We start from the raw sequence: 24,425 nt of genomic DNA, 5'->3' as shown, positions 1-24,425 counted from the left end.
GTTGTCTCCGGGGCGTGGCACGGCGGGGGGTCTACCCGGTCGGGGGCGGTCAGCGCACGAACGCACTGTGGCCGGTGATCCGCTTCCCGACGATCAGCGTGTTCATCTCGCGCGTGCCCTCGAAGGAGTACAGCGCCTCGGCGTCGGCGAAGTACCGCGCCACGCCGTTGGCCAGCACGACGCCGTTGCCGCCCACGAGCTGGCGGGCCCACGCGACGGTCTCGCGCATCCGGCTCGCGCAGTACTCCTTGGCCAGCGCCGAGTGCGCGTCCGAGCCCCCGCCGGCGTCGAGGAGCTGGGCGTTGCGCACCGCCATGCCGAGCGAGGCGGTGACGTTGCCCAGCATCTGCACGAGCAGCTCCTGCATGAGCTGGAAGCCGGCGATGGGCCGGCCGAACTGCTCGCGCTGCTGCGCGTAGGACAGGGCGAGCTCGTAGGCCGCCATCTGCGTGCCGACCGCGCCCCACGACGCGTTGGCCCGCGTGCGCTGCAGGACCCCGCCCGCGTCGGCGAAGGTCCCCGAGCCGCCGGAGAGGCGGTGGTCGTCGGGCACCCGCACGCCGCGCAGGGCGATGTCGGCGTTCTGGACGATGCGCAGGGCCGTCTTGCCCTCGATCTTGGTGACCGTCATGCCCGGGGTGTCTGACGGGACGACGAAGCCGCGCACGTCGTTCGTCTCCCCGTCACGGGCCCAGATGACGATGAGGTCGGCGATGGTGGCGTTGCCGATCCAGCGCTTGTCGCCCTCGAGGACCCACTCGTCCCCGTCGCGGGTCGCGGTGGTCTCCATGCCGCCGGCGACGTCGGAGCCGCCGTGGGGCTCGGTGAGGCCGAACGCGCCGATCGTCTCCATGCGCGCCATCGACGGGAGCCAGCGCTGGCGCTGCTCCTCGGTGCCGCCGGCGTGGATCGAGCCCATCGCGAGCCCCGTGTGCACGCCGAAGAAGCTGTTGACCGACGGGTCGATCCGCGCGATCTCGGCGTGCATGAAGCCGAGGAAGACGCGGCGCGCGGGCTCGGTGCGTCCCTCGCCGAGGCCGTAGGGCAGGCCGGCGAGGTCGAGCGCGGCGAAGCCCTTGACCAGCTCGGACGGGAACTCCGCGCGCTCCCACGCGCCCTCGACGACGGGCGCGACGTCCCGGGCGAGGTAGCCGCGCAGGCGCCGCAGCGTCGCGGTCTCGTCGTCGGTGAGCAGGTCGCCGTAGGAGTAGAAATCGGCCAGCGCCTCGCGGTCCGCGTCCAGGTCGAGCTCGGGACGCGGCAGCGCGGGCGTGTCGGACGGGGCGTCGGCCATGCCTCCAGGGTGGCCCGATCGTGGGGAGGGCGCCAGACGATCGACGGCGAGCCCGGACACATGGATGCTTGTACTATCCAAGCGCTTCGGGGCCGTCCGGCCGCCGGCGCGCGAGAGTCGAGAGGTGGACGTCGGTGGACGGTCAGGAACCGATCATGATCTTCGGTCGGGTGACGCGCGGCGACGGCGCCCCGGTGCCCGGTGCGGCGCTGACGCTGTGTGACCTCTCTGGCGACCAGCTCGACCGCGCCGCCGCCGACGAGGGCGGGCACTTCCAGCTCGTCCCGCCCACCGGCGGGACGTACCTCGTCATCTGCTCGTCGTCGACCCACCAGCCGCAGGCCTCGCTGGTCGCGGTGGCCGACCGGCCGCTGCGCCACGACGTCGGCCTCGCCGGCGGCGGCGCCACGCTGGGCGGCACGGTCGGCGTGCGCCACGGCGGCGGCACCAACGGCCACACCGAGGCCGGCGGGGTCAGCGGCCAGGGCGACGTCGTCCTCACGCTCACCGACGTCCGCGGCACCGTCGTCGCCGTCACGCGCTCGGACGCCGACGGCGGCTACCGGTTCTCCGACCTCACCGAGGGCACCTACACGCTCACCGCCGCGGCCGCGCGCCTCGCCCCCGTGGCCGAGACCGTCCGCGTGCCCGGCGAGGGCCACGTCGCCCACGACATCTCGCTGGCCACGCGCACCCAGCTCACGGGCACCGTGCGCTCGGCGGGCGCGGGGCGTCCCGTGGCCGAGGCACTGGCCACGCTGGTCAGCGAGGACGGCCACGTCGTCGGCTCGCGCGTCACCGGCGAGGACGGGTCGTTCCGCTTCGACGACGTCGCCCACGGCGTCTACACGATCACCGCGAGCGGCTACGCCCCGGTGGCCTCGGAGATCGAGATCGGCCCCGGGCACCCGTCGGAGGTCGTGCTGAGCCTCGTCCCGCCGGCCGTCGACGGGCCGGGCGCCGCGTCCGACGGCGACGGGTGGGCGGGCCGGGCGACGGCGACCGACGGCGAGCCGGTGGCCGAGGGCCGGCACGGGCAGCACCTCGAGACCGACGAGGTGACCGAGGCGGGCGAGCGCACGGAGCGGTGGTGAGCGCCGGCGAGCGGACGGTCGTGTCCGGCGCCTCGCGTGGTGGCGGGTGGGTGCGCGGTGTCGCGGTCACCAGCGACGGCTGGCCGGTCCCGTTCGCCGTGGTCACCGTGATCGACGCGGCGGGCACGCAGATCGGCAGGACCTCGGTCGGCGGCGACGGCGCGTTCGTCGTCGAGGGTCTCCCCGACGGGCCCGCCACCGTCATCACCTCGGCGCTCGGGCACACGCCCGCGGCGCGGCCCGTGGCCGGCGCGGGCGACCTCGGCCGCGTGGTGCTCACGCGCACCGGGGCGCTGACCCTGCCCGCGCCCGGCCGCTGGGACATCGACCCCGTGCACTCGCGCATCGCGGCGTCGGCGTTCCACCTCGGCATCACCAAGGTGCACGGGCGGCTGCGGCGCTTCTCCGGCGCGATCGAGATGGGCCCGGACCTCGCGAGCACCCACGTCCACGCCCGCATCGACCCCGCCAGCGTCGACACCGACGACGAGACCCGCGACCAGCACCTGCGGGCGGGCGACTTCCTCGACGTGCTCGCGTTCCCGCACATCGAGTTCTCGTCGACGCGCATCGCCGGTCACACGGGCGACCGGTGGACGATGACCGGCGACCTGGTGCTCAAGGGCGTGCGGCACACCGTGGACCTCGACGTCGTCTACCACGGCGCCGGCCCCGACCTCTGGGGCGGCGAGCGCGCCGGCTTCAGCGCGACCACCCAGCTCTCGCGCGACGACTTCGACATCCGCTGGAACCAGTCGGTGATCGCGGGCATCTTCGCGGTCGGCCGGACCCTGCGCATCGAGATCGACATCGAGGCCGTGCGCGCGGGCTGACCCCGGCTCTGCGCGGTTACTGGCTCGTATCCCTCGCCTGGCGAGGGATACGAGCCAGTAACCGTTGAGGCCGGCGCCGGAGACACCCGTTGTGGAGCCGGGCGCGGGGCCGCTGCGTCGAACCCGGCATGAAGCTTCTCCAGCTCCTGCGCCGCCAGGACGGCCTCGTCCGCCACGACCAGGCCCGCCGGCTCGGTCTGTCCCCTGCCGCCATCGATCGCCGGGTCGACTCCGGGGAGTGGCTCGTGGTGCACCCACGGGTCTACCTCGCCGCGACCCACGACCTCACCCCGAGGGCCAGGCTGCGCGCGGCCGCGCTCTGGGGCGGGGAGGGCGCGACGCTGATCGGGCACGCGGGGGCGGCGTGGTGGGACCTCACCGACCGCCGGCCCGCGACCATCACGATCGCGGTGGGGCCGACGGCCGGGCACAGGGCGCCGCCCGGTGTCCGCGTCGTGCGCCGCACGGTCTCCCCCCTCGACCGGGAGCTGGTCGACGGGGTGTGGGTGGTGCGGCAGTCGTTCGCCGCCCTCGAGGCGGCGACGACGCTGGGGCTCGTGGAGGGCGCGCGACTGCTTGACCGGGCTCTCCAGCGTCGCCGTTTCGGCGTGTCCGCCCTGCGGGAGGCCCTGCGCGAGACGGGTCAGCGCCACGGCGCGGTCCTCGCTCGCCGCCTGGTCGAGCTCGCCGACGGCGGAGCGCGATCGGAGGCCGAGCGGGACGCGGTCCGCCTCCTGGACCGGGCGCGCATCACGGGCTGGACGGCGAACCTCCCGGTCGACCTCCCGGGCTTCGGCCGCGTCGTCATCGACCTCGCGTTCCCCGTGCAACGCGTGGCGGTGGAGATCGACGGCTGGGCCTTCCACCGCGACGTCGACCGCTTCCGCCGGGACGGCCTGCGCCAGAACGAGGTCGTGATCGGGGGTTGGCGGGTCATCCGGGTGACCTGGTACGAGCTCCAGGAGAACCCTCACTATCTCGCCGACGTCGTCCGCCGCGCGCTGGCGGCGAGCGCAGCGTGAGGTCGTCCCCGGTTACTGGCTCGTATCCCTCGCCTGGCGAGGGATACGAGCCAGTAACTGCCACATCCGAGGGCCCATCAGCGGGCGGCCGCACGCTCCCGCAGGACGACGTCGACGTGCACCGGCGCCCCGTTGACGGTGACCCGGGTGGCCGCCGGTGCCACCGCGGTCCGCCCGCGCGGGGACGTGATGAGCAGGTGCTCTCCGGCGTGCCCGTCGGCGCGCAGGGCGAAGTGGCCGTCGTCGTCGGTGGTCGTCCGGTCGGCCTCCTGCCCGCGCGCGTCGACGAGGGTGAGCACCGCGGCGGCCGGCGCGTCGTCGCCGGCCAGCACGCGGCCGGTCACGGCGACGGGACGCCCGTCGGCCGGCGGGCCCGCCGGCGGGAGCGCCGGGGCCGCCTCCGCCTCGACGCTGGGCTTGCCCCCGTCGAGCAGCGAGGCGACCGCGGCCACGAGGCAGCACGCGGCGGCGAAGCCGAGCGCCAGCGTCAGCCCGTCGGCGAACGGCCCGCTGATGAGCTGCGGGAAGAAGCTGCGCCCGGTGAGGAACGCGGCCTGGTCGGGGCCGACCTGGGCGAGCACGCCCGGCCCGAGCAGCGTCTCGATCGGGTTGTAGCCCAGGAGCGCCGCGAACAGCGTGCTCACCGGCGGGAGCTCGGCGATCCGGCCGGCGGCGTCGGCCGGCACCCCCTGCCCGGTCAGCCCGGTGAACAGCGCCGACGGCAGCGTGGACGCGAGGCCCAGGATCAGCATCGAGAAGAAGATGCCGATCGAGAGCACCGTGGCGCCGTTCTGGAACGTCGCCGTCATGCCGGCGGCCGCGCCGCGCTGGCGGGCGGGGACGCTGTTCATGATCGCGGCGCGGTTCGGCGACGAGAACAGGCCCATCGCGAGCCCGTTGACCGCGAGGATCACCGCGAACCACACGTAGGGGAAGTCGACGGGCAGGAACGCCAGCGCGAGGAAGCTCCCCGCGGCGACGACCATGCCGCCGCCCGCGTACCAGCGGGCGCCGTGGCGGTCGGAGAGCACGCCCGAGAGCGGTCCGGCGATCAGGAAGCCGACGGTCAGCGGCACCATGTAGATGCCGGCCCACAGCGGCGTCGACTCGTAGTCGTAGCCGTGGCGCGGCAGCCAGATCCCCTGCAGCCAGATGATGAGGATGAACTGCAGGCCGCCGCGGCCGAGCGCGGAGAGCAGGTTGGCGATGTTGCCGGCGGTGAACGCGCGGATCGAGAACAGCGACAGGTGGAACATCGGGTCGGCGATGCGCCGCTCGATGACGACGAACACCCCGAGCACCACGACGCCGCCGATCAGGCAGACGAGCACCGTCGGGCTGGTCCAGCCCATGACGTGCCCGCCGTAGGGCTGGATGCCGTAGGTGATGCCCATGAGCACCGCGACGAGGCCGACGGCGAAGGTGACGTTGCCCCACCAGTCGATGCGGCCCGCGTGGCGCTCGCTGGTCTCCTTGAGCTTCGCCCAGGCCCAGACCGTGCCGAACAGACCGAACGGCACCGAGACGACGAAGACGAGGTGCCAGGCCACCGGCGCGAGCACCCCGCCGATGATCAGGCCGAGGAACGAGCCGGCGATCGCGGCGATCGAGTTGATGCCCAGCGCCAGGCCGCGCTGGTGGGCCGGGAAGGCGTCGGTGAGGATCGCCGTCGAGTTCGCCAGCAGCAGCGCGCCGCCGATGCCCTGCAGCACGCGCATGACGATCAGCCAGATCGCCCCGGCGTCGCCCTGCAGCCACGTGACCGCGAGCAGGACCGAGAACACCGTGAAGACCGCGAAGCCCAGCGTGTACATCCGCGTGCGGCCGAACATGTCGCCGATCCGTCCGAAGGTGACGACCAGGACCGCGGTCACCACGAGGTAGCCCATGATCAGCCAGAGCAGGTAGCTGATGTTCTCGGGGCGCAGCGGGTCGAGCGCGATGCCGCGGAAGATGTCGGGCAGCGCGATGAGCAGGATCGACATGTTGATCGTCACGATCAGCACGCCGAGCGTCGTGTTGGTCAGTGCGATCCACCGGTACCGGGAGTCCGTCGGGCTCTCCCCCACGCTGGTCGTCACGTCGCCTCCGCGCTCTCGGGTGCTTAGCTTCGGGCAACTATAGGCGCCGGGGTTCCCTGGCACGATGTGACCCGTGCACGCGCTGACCGCCGACGCCGTCCGTCGCTCGATGATCAATTGCTCGAAGGGCGACGCGCAGCGGATGACGCTCGCCGACGACGTCGTCGGCACCGACCTGGACGAGGTCGAGTTCGTGGGCTGGCGCGACCCGCGCATGCCCCAGCGGGCCTACCTCGTGAGCCTGCACGAGGGCGTGGTCACCGGGGTGCTCCTGCGCCCGGCCGCCGGCGGCGGTCGGCGGCGCACGGCGATGTGCGCGCTCTGCCGCACCACGCGCTCCGACGGCGCCGTCACCCTGCACACGGCGCCGCGCGCGGGGGCCGCCGGCCGCGAGGGCAACAGCGTCGGCACCTACATCTGCGACGACCTGGCGTGCCCGGCGGTGACCCGCCTCGAGAAGGCGACGCCGACCGTCGCTCCCGACCTCAGCCACCCCGTGGACGAGCGCGTGGCCGCCCTGCGCGTGCGCGTCGACACCTTCCTCGCCGCGGTCCACGGCAGGGTGGACGCGGCGCGCGCCCCGGCGTAGGTCAGGCGCGCAGCCCGTCAGGACCCGGTGGGCGGCACGAGCACCGGGAGGGCGCGCAGGGCCAGGTCGACGAGCACCGGCTGGGCCTGCTCGTCGGGCACCGGGCGGTCGGGCGTGAGGGTGAAGCTGGCCGTCACCCGCCCGTAGACCACGACGAGCACCGGGCCCTCGGGGTCGGGGTAGAACAGCGCCTCGGCGGTGCCGAAGGGCACCGGCTGCGCGGGCACGCCGGAGCTGGCGTTCGCGTCCCGGTTGACCTGCGACTGCGCCGCGGCGGCGCCGGGGTCGGTGTAGCCGCTGGTGAGCACCTTGAGGATCAGCGTGTTCGGCGGCGGCGCACCCGGCCCGCCCAGCGAGGTGTAGTTGCAGGTCACGCGCTCGAGGCGCCCGACCTGCGGGGCGGGGACGTCGCGCAGCGCGGTGACCCGCACCGAGCCCAGCGGCAGCCCGAGGTAGTTCGGCAGCTGGTCCGACCCCAGCACCTGGTCGCACTCGGTGGGCAGGATGCTGTTGCGCGGCGGCGGCGCACTGGTGACGGGCGCGGCGCCCGGACCGGGGAACGTCGGGATCGGCGGGGTGCCCGTGGGCGGCCCCGAGGAGCAGGCGGCGGCCAGCAGCGCGAGGCCCGCGAGCGCCCCGGCCAGCGCGGCACGGCGGACGCGCCCCCGTGCCTCCCCCGCGCGCTCCATCGGCTCCCGTCCCCGCCCATCGTCGTCGGCCCGCACCGGTCAGGCTCCGTCGCCGGGCGCCGAGTGACCGTACTGCGCCGACCACGGTAGCCGTCGCCCGACGCGGCGGGCGTCAGGCGGTGCCGGGCTCCTCGGCGAGCTCGGCGAGCACCTTCTGGGCCACGGCGAACGCCCGGTTGGCCGTCGGCACGCCCGCGTACACGCCGACCTGGAGCAGGACCTCCTGGATCTCCTCGCGGGTCAGGCCGTTGCGCCGCGCCGCGCGCACGTGCATGCCCAGCTCGCCCTCGTGGCCCAGGGCGGCGAGCACCGAGAGGGTGACGATGCTGCGGTCGCGGCGGGCGAGGCCCGGCCGGGTCCAGATGCCGCCCCAGGCGTAGCGGGTGATGAAGTCCTGGAAGTCGGCGGTGACGTCGTCGGTGCTCGCGACGGCGCGGTCGACGTGGGCGTCGCCGAGCACGGCCCGGCGCACCTCCTCGCCGGCCGGGTCCCAGTCCTGGGTCGAGGGGTGCGGACTCACGAGGTCACCTCACGGGATCGCAGGAAGTCGTCGACGAGCGCCGCCGCCTCCCCGACCGCGGCGGCCGGGTCGAGCAGCGCGCGGACCTCGGCCGCGGGGTCGGTGGGCGGGTTCTCGAGATCGGCGAGCGCCTCGGTCAGCACGTCGGCGAACGGGCGGTGCTCGTCCTGGGCGGTACCGGCGGCGGTGGTGACGAGGTCCTTCGCGGCGGCGTGCCCGAGCCGCGCGCGCAGGCCCGTGGTGGCCTGCTCGGCGAGCAGCAGGCCCCCGGTGACGTCGAGCGAGGCGGCGACGCGGTCGGGGTCGACGGCGAGGTGGGTCAGCGCGTCGGCCAGCCACGACGCCCCGGACCCGACGGTGCGCAGCAGCTCGGTCAGCGGGCGCCACTCGGCGTGCCACGGGCCGGCGGCGCGCTCGTGCTCGTGGAGGCCGGCCGCGGTCAGCAGCGACGCCACGAGGCCCGGCGCGGTGATCGCCGCGGCGCGCGCCGACACCGCGGCGACGGGGTTGCGCTTGTGGGGCAGCGTCGACGATCCGCCGCGGCCGGCGACGTCCTCGCGGACCTCGCCGACCTCGGTCTGGGCGAGCAGCACGAGGTCCGTGGCCACGGTGCCGACCGCGGCGCCGGCGCGCCCCAGCAGCCCCGCGAGCTCGGCGATGCGCCCCCGCTCGGTGTGCCAGGCGAGCACGGGCTCGTCGAGGTCGAGGCGGCGGGCGAGCGCGGCCCGGACCTCGCGACCGTGCCCGTCGAACGCCGCGAGCGTGCCGACCGCGCCCCCGAGCTGCACCGCGGGACGCCACGCCGCGAGGGCGGCCGCCGGGGCCTCGAGGCCGGCGCACCACCCGGCGGCGCGCAGGCCGACGGTGATCGGTGCGGCCTGCTGGAGCAGCGTGCGCCCGGCCGCCGGGAGGTCGCGGTGCGCGGCGGCGAGGGCGGCGGCCGCGTCGGCGGCAGTGCGCAGGTCGTCGGTGACCGCCGCGACGGCGCGCCGCGCGACCAGCACCGCCGCGGTGTCCAGGACGTCCTGGCTCGTCGCGCCCCGGTGCACCCCGGATGCGGCGGACCCCTCGAGGGCGGACCGCAGCTCGGCCACCAGGGGCACGACGGGGTTGCCCGACGACGCCGCCGCCGCGCCGAGGCGACCGGGGTCGACGGGGCGGCGGCACGCGTCGGCGATGGCCTCCGCGTCGGCGCGGTCGAGGGTGCCGGCGTCGGCCGCCGCAGCGGCGAGGGCCGCCTCGACCTCGAGGAGGGCGGCGACCCACGCCGCGTCCGTCGTGGCGCCCCGGGCGCCCCCGCGGGCGAGCACGGCGTCGAACAGCCCGGGGTCGGTCACGCGGGGCAGTGTGCACTCCGTGCACGTGAGCAGCGAACGGTGCTCCAGCACCGATTTCTGCTCACGTGCGCGTCAGCGCACCCGCGGCGAACTCCTCGACGATCTTCGAGCAGAACGCGTCGAGGTCGTTCGGGGTGCGGCTCGTGACCAGGCCCTTGTCCACCACGACCTCCTCGTCGACGGCGTTGCCGCCGGCGTTGCGGATGTCGGTGCGCAGGCTCGGGTACGACGTCAGCGTGCGCCCGCGGACCAGGTCCGCCTCGACGAGCGTCCACGGCGCGTGGCAGATGGCGCCGACCGGCTTGCCGGCGGCGAAGATCGCCTGCACGAAGGACACGACGTCGCCGCTCTGGCGCAGCTGGTCGGCGTTGATCGTGCCGCCGGGCAGGATCAGCGCGTCGAAGTCGTCGGCCGAGACGTCGGAGATCGCGGCGTCCGGGGTGAACGTGTCGCCCTTGTCGATGTCCGAGTTCATCGCCTGGAGCGGGTCGGTCGACAGCGAGATCAGCGTGCTGCGCGCGCCCGCCCCGTCGACCGCCGACCGGGGCTGCTCGAGCTCCACCTGCTCCACGCCGTTGGTGGCGATGATCGCGACCCGCCGTCCGTCCAGTTCGCCCGCCATCGTCTGCTTCCTCCTCGGGGAGTCGACGCGGCGCCGGTCCCGGCGCCGTCGATCCTCGGCTGCCCGGGAGGCGGGCGACCCGAAACGGTCAGCGGGCCCGCAGCACCAGGCCGGGCGCGGACGGCCCCGACGCCTCCCGCGCGGCGGCCCAGTCGGCCAGGGCCACGAGGTCGACGCCATGGCGGGCGGCCGCCTCGGGCGCCTCGCCGATGGTCTCCGCCCCGCGCCGCAGCAGCGACGACGCCCCGCGCGGGTTGCCCCGCTGCTCGTGGGTCAGGCCGACCGCGAGCTGAGCGAGGCCCTTCCACAGCAGGCGCTCGTCGGGCGGCGCGGCCTTCCACGTCGCCTCGAGCACGTCGTGCGCGTCGAAGGGCCGATCGTGGTCGAGGAACTCCTGCGCCCGGGCGAACGCCTCGTCCGGCGGGAGCGGCTCGTCCTCCTCGGGCCGCTCCACGCCCCGCACGCCCCGCGGCAGCGGCCGCCCGCTCGCGTCCCGGGGCCGCGCGTTGCGCGCGCGGCCCTCGGCGTCCCGGTCCCGCCCGTCGGTCACGCCCTCGACCCTAGGACTGGGTGCGCGAGCCCGTCTGGTCGGCGTCGGTGGTGCTGCTGGTGCCGCCCCCGTCGCCCGACTCGAGCTCGGCCGGGGCGTCCGACGACTCCGCGGCCTTCGCCTCGGCGTTCCTCGTCGACACCAGGCTCGTGACCGTGACGACGGCGAGCGTGGCCACGATGACCACGAGCGAGAGCCACGTCGGGATCTCGGGGATCGCCGGGTTCACGTCCTCGTGCAGGTACAGCAGGATCAGCTTGACGCCGATGAACGCCAGGATGAACGCCAGGCCGTAGGACAGGTGCACGAGGCGGTCGAGCAGGCCGACCAGCAGGAAGTACAGCGCCCGCAGGCCCAGCAGCGCGAACGCGTTGGCCGTGAAGACGATGTAGGCGTTCTGCGTGATGCCGAAGATCGCGGGGATCGAGTCGAGCGCGAACACCAGGTCCACCGACAGGATCACCGCGACGACGATGAACAGCGGGGTCACGCCCCACTTGCCGTTGACCCGCGCGGTCAGCTTGCCGTCGTCGGACTCGCCCTGGTGGTCGCCCTGGTCCTCGTGCACCGTGACGATCCGCCGCACGAACTTCACCGCGCGGTTGTCGTGCATGTCCTTCGGTTCCTGGCCGTGCTGGCGGATCAGCGTCCACGCCGTGTACATGAGGAACAGGCCGAAGATCACGAACACGAACGCGAACGCCGAGATCACCGCGGCACCGATGGCGATGAAGATCGCGCGCATCACCAGCGCCCCGATGACGCCCCACAGCAGCACCTTCTGCTGGTGGCGCTTCGGCACCGCGAACTGGCCGAGGATCACCGCGAAGATGAACAGGTTGTCGACCGACAGGCTCTTCTCGACGAGGTAGCCGGCGAAGTACTCGGTGCCCTCCTTCGTGCCCATCGCGAACAGGAGGATCACGCCGAAGACCACGGCGACGGCGACGTAGATGACCGACCACAGCGTCGCCTCGCGGAAGCTCACCTCGTGCGGCGAGCGGGCGTGCCAGATGTCGATGCCGACGAGGACGACGATGCCACCGATCGTGGCCGCCCATGCCCAAAGCGGGACCGTCACGCCTGTTCCTCCACCACTGCCGTCGGCTCTCGAGTGCTCGCGCTCGCAACGGACACACCGGAACGAGGGTTCCCCGCTGTGACGATACCGACGCTCCGTCCGGAACGACCGGCTTGTCGGATTCTTCCGGCGCCACCCGACCGGGCGGTGTCCGGCGGACGAGGTGTGTCGGGGCCGTTCCGGGGCGCACCGCCGGTCCAGGGTCGCGGGCCGGGCTCCCCAGGCGGGCCCGCCGACGCCCCGGGAGGCACGCGTGGCCGCCAGGCGTCGGTGGGCCCGCACCCTCGCGCTGCTGGCCGCCGCGGCCCTGACCCTGGGCGCCGGCCCGCCGGAGCCGCCGCCCCCGGACGGCCGCGTGCTCGACGCGCTGCTCGTCCCCCGCGCGGCCCCCGACCTGCCCGGGACGACGTACCGCGAGTTCACGACGACGCTGCCCGACCCGCGCGGCGGACCGATCCGCGGTGACGTCGTCGAGGTCGACCTCGCCTCGCCCGCCGTGCGCGTGGACCTGCTGACCCCGCCCGTCGTGGCCGCGGTCGCCACCGTGCCAGAGCTCGCCGGGCGCGCGGGCGCGGTGACGGCGGTCAACGGCGGGTTCTTCGACCAGGGCGGCAGCGGAGCGCCGGTCGGCGTGCAGGTCGTCGACGGAGCCCTGCGCAGCTCCGGCGTCCCTGCCGGCCGGCGTCCCGCGCCCCCGGGACCGCCCGGGGAGGACCCGGACACGGTGGTGGGCGTCGACGCCGACGGGCGGGCGCACCTGGCGCGCGTCACCCAGCGCGGACGGGCCGTCGCCGCCGACCGGGAGGTGCCCCTCGCGGGCCTCGACGGCTACGCGGTGCCCGTCGACGGCGTCGGCGTCTTCGACGCGGCCTGGGGCGACTCCCCGCGGGCGCGCGCCACCTGCGGCACCGACACCGACGCCCACGCGCCGTGCAGCGCGGACACGCTCGAGGTCCGGGTGGCCCGGGGGCAGGTCGTCGCGGTCGGGCCGCCCGGCGCGGACCGGCTGCCCGCCGGCACCGTCGCCCTCGTCGGTCGCGACCACGGCGCGGCGTCCCTGCGCGGGCTCGCGGTGGACACGGCGCTGCGGGTCGAGCGCACCGTCGCCGCGGTCGGCGCGCCGCCGCTGCGCGTGGCCGTCGGCGCCCTGCCGCTGGCGCGGGGCGGGCGGGTGCTGGCCGGCCTGCAGGACAGCGAGCGGGCGCCGCGCACCGCGGTCGGCCTCTCGGACGACGGGCGGCGGCTCTGGCTCGTCACCGTCGACGGGCGCCAGGAGGCGAGCATCGGCACCACCCTCGCCGAGCTGGCCCGGCTGCTCACCGACCTCGGTGCGCCCGTCGCGGCGTCGCTCGACGGGGGCGGGTCGACGACCATGGTGCGCCGCGGCCGCGACGAGGATCTCGCGATCGTCAACGCGCCGTCGGCCGACCCGCTGCGCGCCGTGACCGACGCCCTGGCCGTCCTCCCCCGCTGACGGGATCGCCGGACCCCGGGAACAGACCGCGCCGGCATGGGGTTCAATGGGGTGTCCGGGCCGGGCGCCATGTGCCCCCGGGTCTCATTTAAGAAGGCCTCCAGGGACGATCGTTCGGCTGAAGCCCTGCTGTGCCACGCGCCGCGAGGCGGCTCATCGCCCGGTCCGGACACCCAGACGCGAGAACGGCCCCCGCACCCATCGGGTGCGGGGGCCGTCGTCGTCGGTGGGTGCGTCAGCCGCCGTCGCCCTGCGGGACGCCGTTCTGCAGGTTCTGGAACTGCCCCGAGAACCGCTGCTGGCACTGCTGGAGGGCGACCGGGTCACCCTGCGCGTTCGAGATGCACTGCTGGAGCTCCTGCACGTTCGGCTGCACGACCGTCGATGCGAGCGCGGCGGTCAGCGTGATGGCGATTGCGGCGATGAGACCCAGGATGCCGAGGACCAGGCCGATGATGGAGACAGCGCGGTTGCTGGCGACGCCCTGCCGCGCTCGTCGTAGGCCGGCGATCCCGAGGATGATCGCGAGGAGCCCCAGGACCACGGGGATCGCGCCGAGGCCGAACGCCGTGCCCGCCCCGAACAGGACGCCCACGAAGCCGAGCCAGCAGAGCAGGATCGACAGGATCCCGAGGATCAGCGAGGCGATGCCGGCCCCGTTGCGCGGCTTCGCCGTGGGGGTCGCCGGGTCCCCCCAGCCGGGCGGGTTCGGACCCGAGCCCGCGCCGTACGCCGGCTCCCCGTAGGACTGCCCCTGACCCGGTTGGTTCTGCTGGCCGTAGCCCTCGCCCGGAGTGCTCACGTCGTCGTCCTCTCGCGCCCTCGTTGCTCCGGCCGACGGCCGGGCGGTCATCGTGCCACCCGTACCCGTTCCGACCGGAGTCCACGGATGGTGTCGCGCGAGAGGACGACGGACGGTGCGCGGACCGTCAGTGCACCGTCAGTGCAGCGAGGCGGCGTGGGCGCGGGCCTCGTCCTGGCGGCGGTCCTCGGCCCCGGTCGCGATCGGGGCGCCGATCCACTCCTCCGGGATGCCGAAGGCCTCGACGAGCGCGCGGGCGTGGGGCCGCAGCTCCTGGCACAGGCGGTTGACCTCGGCGGTCACCGTCTTCGCCCGCGTCGCGGAGATCCGCCCGTGCTCGAGGAACCAGCCCTTGTCCTCCTCGATGAGCGAGAGGGCGAACAGGTCGCAGACCTTGCTCAGCAGCGTGCGGGCCGAGGGGTCGACGGCCTGGTCGATGCCGCGGACGAAGGCGTCGAGCACGAGGCCGTCGAGGTGGCTGCGGGCCGCGCGCAGGAGGTGGTCCTGCGCGTTGTTGAAGATCGCGAACTGGCGCTCGGGCGAGAGGCTCTTGTCGCGCGCAGGCCGCAGGCGGCGCACGAGCCCGTCGAGGGTGTGCTCCTCGCGGTCGTCGAGGAGCTTGACCTGCCACGACCGGTCGAGCACGTCGTCCTCGTCGCGGCCCGGCCCCACGGCCCGCAGGCGCTCGGCGAGCTGGCGCAGCGAGGTGCGCTCGGCGACGGTGTCGAGCACCTGGTCGGCGACGAACCGCACGGTGCCCAGGGTGTCGAGGTTGCCGAAGTCGTCGGCGTAGCCCGAGATCAGGCCCTTGGCCACGAGCTGGAGCAGCACCGTGTTGTCGCCCTCGAACGTGGTGAACACGTCGGTGTCGGCGCGCAGCTGCCCGAGGCGGTTCTCCGACAGGTAGCCCTGCCCGCCGCACGCCTCGCGGCAGGCCTGGATGGTCGCGGTGGCGTGCCACGTGGTCAGCGCCTTGGTGCCCGCGGCGCGGGACTCGAGCTCGCGCTGGCGCTTCTCGTCGACCTCCCCGCCGGCCTCGCGGGTGGTCTGGACGTCGTGGAGCATCTCGACGAGCTCGTTCTGCGCGAACCGCAGCGCGTAGGTGCGCGCGAGGCCGGGCAGCAGCTTGCGCTGGTGAGCGAGGTAGTCGAGCACGACGATCTCGTCCTCGCCCCCGGGCGCGGCGAACTGGCGGCGTGCCTCGCCGTAGCGCACGGCGATGGTCTGGGCCAGCGACGCCGCGCCCACCGCGCTGCCCGAGACGCTCACGCGCCCGCGCACGAGCGCGCCGAGCATGGTGAAGAAGCGCCGGTTCTCGCTCTCGATCGAGCTGGAGTACGTGCCGTCCTCGGCCACCGAGCCGTGGCGGTCGAGCAGGTTCTCGCGCGGCACGCGGACGCCGTGGAAGGCCAGGCGCCCGTTGTCGACGCCGTTGAGCCCCTCCTTGTGCCCGTCGTCGGTGATCTCGACGCCGGGCAGGACCTCGCCGTCGTCGCCGCGCAGCGGGACGAGGACGGCGTGCACGCCGTGCCGTTCGCCCAGGCTGTAGAGCTGCACGAACACCGCCGCCATCTTCCCGTCGCGCGCGGCGTTGCCGATGTAGTCCTTGCGCGCCGCCTCGGTGGGGGTGTCGATGACGAACTCGCGGGTGCCCGGGTCGTACGTCGCGGTGGTGTGCACCGACTGGACGTCGGAGCCGTGGCCGGTCTCGGTCATGGCGAAGCACCCGGGCAGGGAGAGGTCCATGACCCCGGGCAGGAAGCGGGCGTGCTGCTCGCTGTTGCCCAGCGCCTGGATCGCGCCGCCGAACAGACCCCACTGCACACCGCTCTTGACCTGCAGCGACAGGTCGGCGAACGCCAGCATCTCGAAGGAGACGACCGAGCCGCCGATGTCGCCGCGCCCGCCGACGGCCGTCGGGAAGCCGTGCACCGCGTGACCGTCGTCGGCCAGGCGCTGCAGCATCTCCCAGATCGCCGCCCGGTAGCTCTCGACGTCGGTGCCGGGGTGGACGCGCAGCTCGGCGAAGTCGTGCCGGCCGCGGATCTCGTCGCGCAGGGTGTGCCAGCGGCCGTCGAGGGTGCGCTGGACCGCGGCGACGGTCGCCTCGGTGTACTGGTCGGTAACTCGATCGGTCGGGTGATTCACGGGGTCCTCCCGGGGGAGCGGAGTGGGGTTTCGCGGGGCCGTCAGGACGCGGAGGACGCCGCGGAGGGCGTCACGGTGCGCGACAACCCGGCCCAGGCCAGGTCGGCGAGCTGGGCGGCGAGCACCTCGCGCTCGAGGTCCGGCCGCGCGGCGAGCCACTGGTCGCCGGCCGCCCGGACCATCCCGACCAGCGCGTGGCCCCACGTCAGTGCGGGGTCGACGGCGCGGTTCTGGCGACGGAGCTCGGTGGAGATGATCTCCGCGATGTGGTCGCCGATGACCGTGCAGAGATCGCTGACGGGGTCTTCGTTCGCCGGCCGGTCGAGCTTCGGCGGGCGCATGACGTAGCGGTAGACCTCGGGGTCGGCCTCGATGAGCCGCAGGTAGGCGTCGATGCCCGACACCAGCGTCTCGCGGGGGTCGTCCGCGGAGTCCCGCATCGCGCTCTGCAGCTGGCCGACGAGCACCTCGGCCACCCGGTCGCACACGGCGAGGTAGAGGTCGTTCTTGTCGGCGAAGTGCCGGTAGACGACGGTCTTGCTGGTGCGCGCCTGCGCGGCGACCTGGCTCATGCCGACCTCGGCGCCGTGCGCGCGGATGGCCACGATCGTGGCGGCGGTGAGCTCGTGGCGCCGGGCGCGGCGATGCTCGTCCCAGCGGCTCGAGCGCCGGTCGCGCCGCGGCCGCGAGCCGTCGCGCTCGCCGTCACGGCCCGCACCGGGGCCCGTGTCGACGTGATGCGTGGAACGACGGCTCACGTTACCGACGGTACCTGATACTTTCGGGTAACTCCGCCCCCACGGCGCACGTCACGCTGCCGTGAACGCCCCCGTCCGCGACCCGGGAGGAAACGTGGCCCCCACCTCGTCCTCGGCATCACCGTCCCGCTCCCTGCCGCGCCGCGCCGCGATCGTCGGCGCCAACCGCATCCCCTTCGCGCGGTCGAACGGCGCCTACGCCCGCGCGTCCAACCAGGACATGCTCACCGCCGCCCTCGACGGGCTCGTCGCCCGGTTCGGGATGGCCGGCGAGCACGTCGGCGAGGTCGTCTCCGGCGCCGTGCTCAAGAAGAGCACCGACTTCAACCTCACCCGCGAGGCCGTGCTCGGCAGCCGCCTCGCCGCGGCGACGCCGACCTACGACGTCCAGCAGGCCTGCGGCACCAGCCTGCAGACCACGCTGCTGATCGCCAACAAGATCGCCCTCGGGCAGATCGAGAGCGGCATCGCCGCCGGCGTCGACACCACCAGCGACGCGCCCATCGAGGTCAACGAGGGCCTGCGCAGCGTCCTGCTGGCCGCCAACCGCGCCAAGTCCACCGCGGGCATCCTCAAGGCCCTCTCCGGCCTGCGCCCCGGCCAGATCGTCCCCGAGATCCCGGCCAACAAGGAGCCGCGCACCGGCATGTCGATGGGCGAGCACGCGGCCCAGACCGCCGCGGCCTGGCAGATCAGCCGCCGCGCCCAGGACGAGATCGCCGCCGCGAGCCACCAGAACCTGGCCAAGGCCTACGACCGCGGGTTCTTCGACGACCTCATGACGCCCTACCTCGGGCTCACGAAGGACAACAACCTGCGGGCCGACTCGACGGTCGAGGGGCTGGCCAAGCTCAAGCCGGTGTTCAAGCCGGCCGGCTACCCCGACACCGAGGCCACGATGACCGCGGCCAACTCCACACCGCTCACCGACGGCGCCGCGACCGTGCTGCTGGCCAGCGACGAGTGGGCCGCCGAGCGGGGCCTGCCGGTGCTGGCGCACTTCGTCGACGCCGAGACCTCGGCGGTCGACTACGTGCACGGCGACGAGGGCCTGCTCATGGCGCCGGCCTACGCCGTGCCGCGGATGCTCGAGCGCAACGGCCTGACGCTGCAGGACTTCGACTTCTACGAGTTCCACGAGGCGTTCGCCTCGACCATCCTCGCCACGTTCGCCGCGTGGGAGGACCCGATCTTCTGCAAGGAGAAGCTCGGGTACGACGAGCCGCTGGGCTCGTTCGACCGATCCAAGCTCAACGTCGTGGGCTCGTCGCTGGCCACGGGGCACCCGTTCGCGGCCACCGGCGCCCGCATCGTCCCCACCCTGGCGAAGCTGCTGCACGAGAAGGGCTCGGGCCGCGGCCTGATCTCGATCTGCGCGGCCGGCGGTCAGGGCGTCGTCGCGATCCTGGAGGCCTAGGAAGATGAGCAACGACTGGTACTCCGACTTCGTCAACTCCTCGTTCGGCAAGACGATCGCCGGCCAGGTCGGGCTCCCCCCGGTGCCGAAGCTGCGCCGCTACGAGCCCGGCCAGCCCCTGCTGTCCGGCCCGGCGCTGCTGGGCAGCGCGACCGCCGACGGCCGCGTGGCCAAGGTCGTCCGCTCCCTGCTCACCGACCTGGGAATCGAGGTGCACGACGACCCGAACGCCCCGGTCGGCGGCGGCAGCTCGACCTCCAAGGTCGCGGCCGGGATCGTCGACGCCACCGGGCTGTCGGGCCCGATGGACCTCGCCGAGGTCCAGGCGTTCCTCACCCCGGTGATGCGCCGGGTCGGCCCGTCCGGACGCGTCCTGGTCATCGGTGACGTGCCGGCCGAGGCCACCTCACCCGCGGTCCGCGCGGCCCGCCGCGCCCTCGAGGGCCTGGTGCGCTCGGCGGCCAAGGAGGCCCGCTACGGCGCGACGGTCAACCTCGTGCACGTCGCCGACGGCGCCGAGAACGACGTCGAGTCGACGCTGCGCTTCTTCCTCTCGTCGCGCTCGGCGTTCGTGCACGGGCAGCGCCTCGACGTCGGCACCGTGCCCGGGTTCTCCGGGTCGAGCCAGCACGTCGACTGGGACAAGCCCCTCGCGGGGCGCACCGCGGTGGTCACCGGGGCCGCACGCGGGATCGGCGCGACGGTGGCGGCGACGCTGCGCCGCGACGGTGCGGCCGTGATCTGCGTCGACGTGCCCGCCTCCGGGGACGCGCTGGCGCGCACCGCCAACGACGTCGGCGGCAGCGCGCTGCAGCTCGACATCACCGGCGACGACGCCGCCGATCGCCTGCTCGAGCACGCACAGCGCCACGGCGGGCTCGACGTCGTCGTGCACAACGCCGGCATCACCCGCGACAAGCTGCTGGCCAACCAGGATCGCGACCGCTGGAACTCGGTGATCGCGGTGAACCTGGAGTCCCAGCTGAAGATCAACGACGCGCTGCTGTCGTCCGACGTGTTCCACCGCGGCGGGCGCATCGTCACCGTGTCGTCGATGGCCGGCATCGCCGGCAACCGCGGCCAGACCAGCTACGGCGCCTCGAAGGCCGGCGTCATCGGCATGGTCGACGCCACCGCGCCGCTGCTCGTGGAGAAGGACGCGACGATCAACGCCGTCGCGCCGGGGTTCATCGAGACCGCGATGACCAAGGCCATGCCCGTCGGCACCCGCGAGGCCGGGCGGCGCCTGTCGTCGATGACCCAGGGCGGGCTCCCGGTGGACGTCGCCGAGACCATCGCCTGGTTCGCGCAGGGCGCCTCGTACGCCGTCAACGGCCAGGTCCTGCGGGTCGACGGCCAGAACTACCTGGGGGCCTGACGACCGTGACCACCGAGACGCTGGACGGGCCGCCCACCCTGGGCGTGCTCTACGGCCGGGCCCTGCTGACGGCGCGCTCGGGCGGCTCGACGCTGCCCGACCGCCGCCTGGAGCTGCCCGGCGTGCGCATCGACGCCGACGCCGTCGCCGACTACGCGCACGTCTGCGGGTTCCAGGTCGGGGGCGTCGTGCCGCCGACCTACCCGCACATGCTGGCGTTCCCGCTGCAGATGCGGCTGATGACCGACCGCGAGTTCCCCCTGCCCGCGCCGGGCATGGTGCACCTGCGCAACGTCATCACCCAGGCCCGTCCGCCCGCGGTGGGCGAGCCGCTGCGGGTCGTCGTGCACGCCGAGCGCCTGGCCGCCCACCCCAAGGGCGCACAGGTCGACCTCGTCACCGAGGTGCGGGACGAGGACGACGCCGAGATCTGGGGCTCGCGCAGCACGTACTTCGTGCGCGGCGCGCCGGCCCCCGAGGGTGCCGACGACGTGCCCGCCGCGCCGCCCGAGCCCGAGCCGCACGTCGGCCGGCTGCCGCACGCGATCTGGACGGTCTCCGGCGACATCGGGCGCCGCTACGCCGCGGTGTCCGGTGACGTGAACCCGATCCACGTCAACGGCCTCGCGGCCAAGGCGTTCGGGATGCCCGGGGTCATCGCGCACGGGATGTGGACCAAGGCCCGGGCGCTCGCCGCGCTCGCCGGGCGCCACGGCCCGGCGTTCACCGTCGACGTGGTGTTCAAGGCCCCGGTGCGCGCGCCGTCCAAGGCGTACTTCCACACCGCCGCCGTCGACGGCGGGTGGGACGCGAAGCTCGTGAGCACCAAGGGCAAGGACCACCTGCTCCTGGCGCTCCGCGACGCCTGACCCCGGTCCTCGGCGTGTCGCTCACGGCGCGCCGGGACCCGGAGAACGAACGGCGCTCTCGCTGCTTCCGAAGCAGCGAGAGCGCCGTTCGTTCGTTCAGGCCTCGCCGCAGCGAGTTGCGTGATGCAAGCCCGCGTCCGTAGCCTCGGCCCCGTGCTGGGAAGGACCTACGACGCGGAGGTGTGCTCCGCCGCGCGCGCCCTCGAGGTCGTCGGGGAGCGGTGGAGCCTGCTGATCGTGCGCAAGGCGCTGTTCGCCGGCGCCCGCCGCTTCGGCGACTTCCGCTCGCTCGGCATCGCGACCAACGTGCTCGCCAAGCGCCTCGACGGCTTCGTCGCCGACGGGATCATGGAGCGCACGGGCCCCGACGGCGCCGAGTACGCGCTCACCGAGCAGGGCCGCGAGCTCGCCACCGTGGTCGTCGCGCTGACCGCGTGGGGCGACCGCCACCTCGCCCCCGACGGCCCGCCGGTGCTCTACCGGCACGAGGGGTGCGGCGGGGACGTCGCGCAGCGCCTGGTGTGCGACACCTGCGGCGAGGTGCACGACCCCGCCGAGCTGCGCGCCGTCCCCGGCCCCGGGATGCCGGCCGAGATCGCCGCGAGGATGTCCGGCTAGAGAGCGATCGTCTCGCCGCGCCGGACGACGTCGACGCGGTCGTCCCACCCGCGCCGCTCGACCTCGCCGAGGAAGTCCTCGAGCGGTGAGAGGAAGACGCCGTAGTCGTCGTAGTGGATCGGGGTCGCGCGCCGGGGCGCGATCGTCTCCAGCACGTCGGCGCCCATGCGCCCGTCCATCGTCACGACGAGCCCGCCGGGCAGCGTCGTCCCGCCGAGGTGCAGGACGGCGCGGTCGACCTCCCCGATGTGCTCGCGGATGGTCCGGATGCCCTCGAAGGGCAGCGTGTCGCCGGAGACGTAGATGCGGCGCACGACCTCGCCGGACGGGTCCGCGAACTCCAGCAGGCTGCCCATCACCGGCGGCAGCAGGCGGGTCAGCGGGCGCGGCGCGTGGATGCCGGGCAGCGCCGTCACCCGCAGCGTCGCGCCCGCCGGCCCGAGCAGCGTGTGCTGCTCCCACGTCTCCAGGCCGGTGGCCCGGCGGAAGCGCTGCCGCGACTGCAGCGTGCGCGCCGCCGCCGGCGTCGTGACGATCGGCAGCGAGCGGTCCAGGCCCCGCCGGGCCACCCGGTCCCAGTGGTCGCCGTGCAGGTGCGAGAGCACGACGCCGTCGAGGGCGGGCAGCTGGGCGGGCGTCAGGTAGGGCTCGGTCAGACGCCGCGACCAGAGCCCGTAGCCGAGGTAGGCGCGCTGCCCGCGGTGCAGGAAGTTCGGGTCGGTGAGGACCGTCATCCCCCCGCACCGCAGCAGCGTCGTCGCCGTCCCGATGAACGTCAGGGACGACTCGTGCGGGGCGCTCACGGCGCGAGGACGACCTTGATGCAGTCGTCCTGCTTCTTCTGGAAGATCTCGTACCCGTGCGCCGCCGACTCGAGCGGCAGGCGGTGGGTCTCGAGGTCGTGCACGCCGAGCGGGTCCTCGTCGGTGAGCAGCGGCAGGATGTCCGGGATCCAGCGCTTGACGTGGGCCTGGCCCATGGTCAGCTCGATGCCCTTGTCGAACATCTTCAGCATGTTGATCGGGTCGGCCGTGCCGCCGTAGACGCCGGACAGCGACACCGTGCCGGCGCGGCGCACCGCGTCGACGCAGGCCACGAGCGCGGCGGTGCGGTCGACGCCGGCCACCTGCATCAGCGGCGCGGAGATCGCGCTGGGCAGCTTGCTGGCCATCTTCTGCGCGAGCTGCGGGATCACCGAGCTGCCGTGCGCCTCCATGCCGACCGCGTCGATCGCGGAGTCGGTGCCGCGGCCGTCGGTGAGGTCGCGGATGGCGGCGGTGACGTCGTCGACGCTCGACGCGTCGACGACCTCGATGCCGTGGCGGCGGGCCATCGCGTTGCGCTCGGGCACGCTGTCGACGGCGATGACGCGGAAGCCCTGGTGGCGGGCGATCCGGGCGGCCATCTGACCGATCGGGCCGAGCCCGAACACCGCGACGCTGCCGCCCTCGGGGACGCGGGCGTAGGCGACGGCCTGCCAGGCGGTCGGCAGCACGTCGGAGAGGTAGAGGAAGCGCTCGTCCGCGGGGCCCTCGGGCACCTTGATCGGCCCGAACTGCGCCTGCGGGACCCGCAGGTACTCGGCCTGGCCGCCGGCGACCTGGCCGTAGAGCTTCGTGTAGCCGAACAGCGAGGCGCCCATCCCCTGGTCACGGTTCTGGGTGGTCTCGCACTGGGCGAACCACTGGCGCTCGCACATCCAGCAGTGCCCACAGCTGATGTTGAACGGGATGACGACGCGGTCGCCGACCTCGAGGTCGCCGGTGTCGGACCCGACCTCCTCGACGACGCCCATCGGCTCGTGGCCCAGGATGTCGCCCGGGTCGAGGAACGGGCCGAGCACCTCGTAGAGGTGCAGGTCGGACCCGCAGATCGCGGTGCTCGTGACCTTGATGATCGCGTCGGTCGGCTGCTGGATCGTCGGGTCCGGCACGGTCTCGACGCGGACGTCCTGCTGTCCCTGCCATGTCAGTGCACGCATGGGTCCGGCTGCCCGGTGGCGTCGCGTCCCGAAACGACGCCCCGGGCACGACCGGATCACCTACACCTTGATGATCATCTTCCCGGTGTTCTCGCCCCGGAGCATGCCGCGGAAACCCTCGACGGCCCGGTCGATGCCCTCCACGACGGTCTCCGAGAACTTCACCCGGCCCTCCGCGACCCACGGGGTGACCTCCTCGAGGAACGGGCGCATCCGGTCCAGCGAGTCGGTGACGATGAAGCCCTGGATCGACAGGCGCTTCTTGACGATCTGGAAGAGGTTGGCCGGACCGGGGGTCGGGTCCTCGTCGGTGTCGTTGTAGTGCGCGATCGCTCCGCAGGCGGCGACGCGGGCGAAGTCGTTGGCGCAGGCGATGGCCGCCTCGAGGTGGTCGGCGCCGACGTTGTCGAAGTAGACGTCGATGCCGTCGGGTGCGGCCTGACGGAGCTGGTCGACGACGGGGCCGTCCTTGTAGTTGAACGCGGCGTCGTAGCCGAGCTCCTCGGTCAGCCAGCGCACCTTGTCCGCGCTGCCGGCGCTGCCGACCACGCGCGACGCGCCCTTGAGCTTCGCGAGCTGCCCGACGAGGCTGCCGACCGCGCCCGCGGCGCCGGACACGAACACCGCGTCGCCCTCGCGGAACGACGCCTTGTCCAGCAGGCCGACCCACGCGGTCAGACCGGGCGCGCCCAGCACGCCGAGGAACGCCGACGGGCTCACGCCCTCGGGCGCGGCGACCTTCTGCACCTGCCGCGCGGGGACGATCCCGTGGGTGCGCCAGGCGAGGTTGGTCGTGACGAGGTCGCCCACGGCCACGTCGTCGCTGTTGCTGGCGACCACCTCGCCCACGGCCCGCCCGTCCATGGGCTCGTCGAGGCGGAACGGCGGCACGTACGAGGGGACGTCGTTCATCCGGCCGCGCATGTAGGGGTCGACGGAGAAGTGGTGGTTGGCGACGAGGACCTCGCCGTCGCCCGGCTCGCCCAGGTCGCGGTCGACGAGGGCGAAGTCGTCGGGATCGGGCATCCCCGAGGGGCGGCGGACGAGGTGGACCTCGCGGGCGGTCACGGTCCCTGCAGTCATCGGGCGGCTCATGCGCCCGGCGTGCCCGCGCGGGCGCGTGACCATGCCGTGACCCGGGTAGCCCGATCCTGAGTGCGGTCGACTCATGGCCCGCGTCACGACTTGAGTCGGTGCGGCTCAGGAATGAAAGTCCCGCCGTCTTTGCTGATCCCGTCAGTGCCGGCGTCACCCGCCGGCGTGGACCC

Annotated in this window: 23 protein-coding genes; 9 read left to right on the top strand and 14 right to left on the bottom strand. The window is 74.1% G+C overall.

The genetic code is table 11. From position 1 onward, the window contains the following. Nucleotides 1-49 precede the first annotated feature (49 nt). Complete coding sequence (locus tag ACQPX6_RS04500) at nucleotides 50-1,294, bottom strand: acyl-CoA dehydrogenase family protein (RefSeq protein ID WP_433785740.1); 1,245 nt, start codon at nucleotides 1,292-1,294, stop codon at nucleotides 50-52. A 134-nt stretch (nucleotides 1,295-1,428) separates the two neighbouring features. Between ACQPX6_RS04500 and ACQPX6_RS04495 the strand changes: the two genes are divergently transcribed. From ACQPX6_RS04495 to ACQPX6_RS04485, 3 genes are all read left to right on the top strand, one after another. Then, complete coding sequence (locus ACQPX6_RS04495; protein WP_433785739.1) at nucleotides 1,429-2,388, top strand: MSCRAMM family protein; 960 nt, start codon at nucleotides 1,429-1,431, stop codon at nucleotides 2,386-2,388. Next, entirely contained in the window at nucleotides 2,385-3,221 is an 837-nt protein-coding gene (locus ACQPX6_RS04490; protein ID WP_433785738.1) for a YceI family protein, read from the top strand. Before ACQPX6_RS04495 ends, ACQPX6_RS04490 begins: the two co-directional genes overlap by 4 nt. Nucleotides 3,222-3,349: 128 nt before the next feature. Continuing rightward, entirely contained in the window at nucleotides 3,350-4,243 is an 894-nt protein-coding gene (locus tag ACQPX6_RS04485) for a type IV toxin-antitoxin system AbiEi family antitoxin domain-containing protein (RefSeq protein ID WP_433785737.1), read from the top strand. A 77-nt stretch (nucleotides 4,244-4,320) separates the two neighbouring features. Here ACQPX6_RS04485 and ACQPX6_RS04480 read toward each other — a convergent pair whose 3' ends face one another. Continuing rightward, nucleotides 4,321-6,228, bottom strand: coding sequence for an MFS transporter (locus ACQPX6_RS04480; RefSeq protein ID WP_433788185.1), 1,908 nt, complete (start codon nucleotides 6,226-6,228; stop codon nucleotides 4,321-4,323). 169 nt (nucleotides 6,229-6,397) lie between these two features. Here ACQPX6_RS04480 and ACQPX6_RS04475 point away from each other — a divergent pair, with 169 nt between their 5' ends. Beyond that, on the top strand, nucleotides 6,398-6,913 hold the full coding sequence (locus ACQPX6_RS04475) for an FBP domain-containing protein (protein WP_433785736.1): 516 nt from the start codon (nucleotides 6,398-6,400) through the stop codon (nucleotides 6,911-6,913). A gap of 17 nt (nucleotides 6,914-6,930) precedes the next feature. On the opposite strand, the gene ACQPX6_RS04470 is transcribed toward ACQPX6_RS04475, so the two are convergent. The 6 genes from ACQPX6_RS04470 to ACQPX6_RS04445 form a co-directional block, all read right to left on the bottom strand. Further along, nucleotides 6,931-7,602 carry a hypothetical protein gene (locus ACQPX6_RS04470; RefSeq protein WP_433785735.1) on the bottom strand — a complete coding sequence of 224 codons (672 nt, stop codon included), beginning with the start codon at nucleotides 7,600-7,602 and terminating at the stop codon, nucleotides 6,931-6,933. 112 nt (nucleotides 7,603-7,714) lie between these two features. Then, the gene (gene pcaC / locus ACQPX6_RS04465) at nucleotides 7,715-8,122 is read right to left on the bottom strand and encodes a 4-carboxymuconolactone decarboxylase (RefSeq protein ID WP_433785734.1); all 408 of its coding nucleotides are present in this window, start codon (nucleotides 8,120-8,122) and stop codon (nucleotides 7,715-7,717) included. Beyond that, on the bottom strand, nucleotides 8,119-9,459 hold the full coding sequence (locus tag ACQPX6_RS04460; protein ID WP_433785733.1) for a lyase family protein: 1,341 nt from the start codon (nucleotides 9,457-9,459) through the stop codon (nucleotides 8,119-8,121). Before ACQPX6_RS04460 ends, pcaC begins: the two co-directional genes overlap by 4 nt. 61 nt (nucleotides 9,460-9,520) lie before the next feature. Next, on the bottom strand, nucleotides 9,521-10,081 hold the full coding sequence (locus tag ACQPX6_RS04455; protein ID WP_433785731.1) for a type 1 glutamine amidotransferase domain-containing protein: 561 nt from the start codon (nucleotides 10,079-10,081) through the stop codon (nucleotides 9,521-9,523). 88 nt (nucleotides 10,082-10,169) lie between these two features. Beyond that, nucleotides 10,170-10,631: a DUF309 domain-containing protein gene (locus ACQPX6_RS04450; RefSeq protein ID WP_433785730.1), complete on the bottom strand. Its 462-nt coding sequence runs from the start codon at nucleotides 10,629-10,631 to the stop codon at nucleotides 10,170-10,172. Nucleotides 10,632-10,641: 10 nt separating this feature from the next. Further along, on the bottom strand, nucleotides 10,642-11,712 hold the full coding sequence (locus ACQPX6_RS04445; RefSeq protein WP_433785728.1) for a TerC family protein: 1,071 nt from the start codon (nucleotides 11,710-11,712) through the stop codon (nucleotides 10,642-10,644). A gap of 253 nt (nucleotides 11,713-11,965) precedes the next feature. Between ACQPX6_RS04445 and ACQPX6_RS04440 the strand changes: the two genes are divergently transcribed. Further along, nucleotides 11,966-13,186 (top strand): phosphodiester glycosidase family protein, encoded by a 1,221-nt coding sequence (locus ACQPX6_RS04440; protein WP_433785727.1) that lies wholly within the window; start codon nucleotides 11,966-11,968, stop codon nucleotides 13,184-13,186. Between the two features lie 235 nt (nucleotides 13,187-13,421). On the opposite strand, the gene ACQPX6_RS04435 is transcribed toward ACQPX6_RS04440, so the two are convergent. From ACQPX6_RS04435 to ACQPX6_RS04425, 3 genes are all read right to left on the bottom strand, one after another. Further along, entirely contained in the window at nucleotides 13,422-13,988 is a 567-nt protein-coding gene (locus tag ACQPX6_RS04435) for a DUF4190 domain-containing protein (RefSeq protein ID WP_433785726.1), read from the bottom strand. Nucleotides 13,989-14,126: 138 nt separating this feature from the next. Then, on the bottom strand, nucleotides 14,127-16,136 hold the full coding sequence (locus tag ACQPX6_RS04430) for an acyl-CoA dehydrogenase family protein (RefSeq protein WP_433785724.1): 2,010 nt from the start codon (nucleotides 16,134-16,136) through the stop codon (nucleotides 14,127-14,129). 41 nt (nucleotides 16,137-16,177) lie between these two features. After that, nucleotides 16,178-16,894 carry a TetR family transcriptional regulator gene (locus ACQPX6_RS04425; protein WP_433785723.1) on the bottom strand — a complete coding sequence of 239 codons (717 nt, stop codon included), beginning with the start codon at nucleotides 16,892-16,894 and terminating at the stop codon, nucleotides 16,178-16,180. Between the two features lie 94 nt (nucleotides 16,895-16,988). Between ACQPX6_RS04425 and ACQPX6_RS04420 the strand changes: the two genes are divergently transcribed. From ACQPX6_RS04420 to ACQPX6_RS04405, 4 genes are all read left to right on the top strand, one after another. Continuing rightward, complete coding sequence (locus tag ACQPX6_RS04420; RefSeq protein WP_433785722.1) at nucleotides 16,989-18,311, top strand: acetyl-CoA C-acetyltransferase; 1,323 nt, start codon at nucleotides 16,989-16,991, stop codon at nucleotides 18,309-18,311. Nucleotides 18,312-18,315: 4 nt separating this feature from the next. After that, nucleotides 18,316-19,689, top strand: coding sequence for a 3-oxoacyl-ACP reductase (locus ACQPX6_RS04415; protein ID WP_433785720.1), 1,374 nt, complete (start codon nucleotides 18,316-18,318; stop codon nucleotides 19,687-19,689). A gap of 5 nt (nucleotides 19,690-19,694) precedes the next feature. Beyond that, a complete protein-coding gene (locus ACQPX6_RS04410) occupies nucleotides 19,695-20,558 on the top strand; it encodes a MaoC family dehydratase (RefSeq protein WP_433785719.1) in 864 nt (287 codons plus the stop codon). Between the two features lie 153 nt (nucleotides 20,559-20,711). After that, complete coding sequence (locus ACQPX6_RS04405; protein WP_433785718.1) at nucleotides 20,712-21,176, top strand: winged helix-turn-helix transcriptional regulator; 465 nt, start codon at nucleotides 20,712-20,714, stop codon at nucleotides 21,174-21,176. Here the strand turns inward: ACQPX6_RS04405 and ACQPX6_RS04400 are convergent. From ACQPX6_RS04400 to ACQPX6_RS04390, 3 genes are read right to left on the bottom strand one after another with little or no spacing between them, the layout of a single operon-like run. Further along, nucleotides 21,173-21,979 carry an MBL fold metallo-hydrolase gene (locus tag ACQPX6_RS04400; protein ID WP_433785717.1) on the bottom strand — a complete coding sequence of 269 codons (807 nt, stop codon included), beginning with the start codon at nucleotides 21,977-21,979 and terminating at the stop codon, nucleotides 21,173-21,175. The two genes, ACQPX6_RS04405 and ACQPX6_RS04400, sit on opposite strands and share 4 nt — an antisense overlap. Then, on the bottom strand, nucleotides 21,976-23,157 hold the full coding sequence (locus ACQPX6_RS04395; RefSeq protein ID WP_433785716.1) for a zinc-dependent alcohol dehydrogenase: 1,182 nt from the start codon (nucleotides 23,155-23,157) through the stop codon (nucleotides 21,976-21,978). The genes ACQPX6_RS04400 and ACQPX6_RS04395 overlap by 4 nt, the downstream gene beginning before the upstream one ends. A gap of 60 nt (nucleotides 23,158-23,217) precedes the next feature. Further along, complete coding sequence (locus tag ACQPX6_RS04390) at nucleotides 23,218-24,240, bottom strand: NADP-dependent oxidoreductase (RefSeq protein WP_433785714.1); 1,023 nt, start codon at nucleotides 24,238-24,240, stop codon at nucleotides 23,218-23,220. Nucleotides 24,241-24,425 lie beyond the last annotated feature (185 nt).

Source organism: Actinomycetospora sp. CA-101289 (genome assembly GCF_050955895.1).
In the GTDB taxonomy this organism is placed as follows: Bacteria; Actinomycetota; Actinomycetes; order Mycobacteriales; family Pseudonocardiaceae; genus Actinomycetospora.
Note: the sequence above shows the minus strand (reverse complement) of the source record. Positions and strands in the feature narration are given on the sequence as shown.

Excerpts from the sequence above, each read along its gene's own strand:
- ACQPX6_RS04455 (WP_433785731.1), bottom strand. The coding sequence starts at position 10,081 with ATGGCGGGCGAACTGGACGGACGGCGGGTCGCGATCATCGCCACCAAC.
- ACQPX6_RS04500 (WP_433785740.1), bottom strand. The coding sequence starts at position 1,294 with ATGGCCGACGCCCCGTCCGACACGCCCGCGCTGCCGCGTCCCGAGCTC.
- ACQPX6_RS04395 (WP_433785716.1), bottom strand. The coding sequence starts at position 23,157 with ATGCGTGCACTGACATGGCAGGGACAGCAGGACGTCCGCGTCGAGACC.
- ACQPX6_RS04485 (WP_433785737.1), top strand. The coding sequence starts at position 3,350 with ATGAAGCTTCTCCAGCTCCTGCGCCGCCAGGACGGCCTCGTCCGCCAC.
- ACQPX6_RS04390 (WP_433785714.1), bottom strand. The coding sequence starts at position 24,240 with ATGACTGCAGGGACCGTGACCGCCCGCGAGGTCCACCTCGTCCGCCGC.
- ACQPX6_RS04415 (WP_433785720.1), top strand. The coding sequence starts at position 18,316 with ATGAGCAACGACTGGTACTCCGACTTCGTCAACTCCTCGTTCGGCAAG.
- ACQPX6_RS04480 (WP_433788185.1), bottom strand. The coding sequence starts at position 6,228 with ATGTCGATCCTGCTCATCGCGCTGCCCGACATCTTCCGCGGCATCGCG.
- ACQPX6_RS04470 (WP_433785735.1), bottom strand. The coding sequence starts at position 7,602 with ATGGAGCGCGCGGGGGAGGCACGGGGGCGCGTCCGCCGTGCCGCGCTG.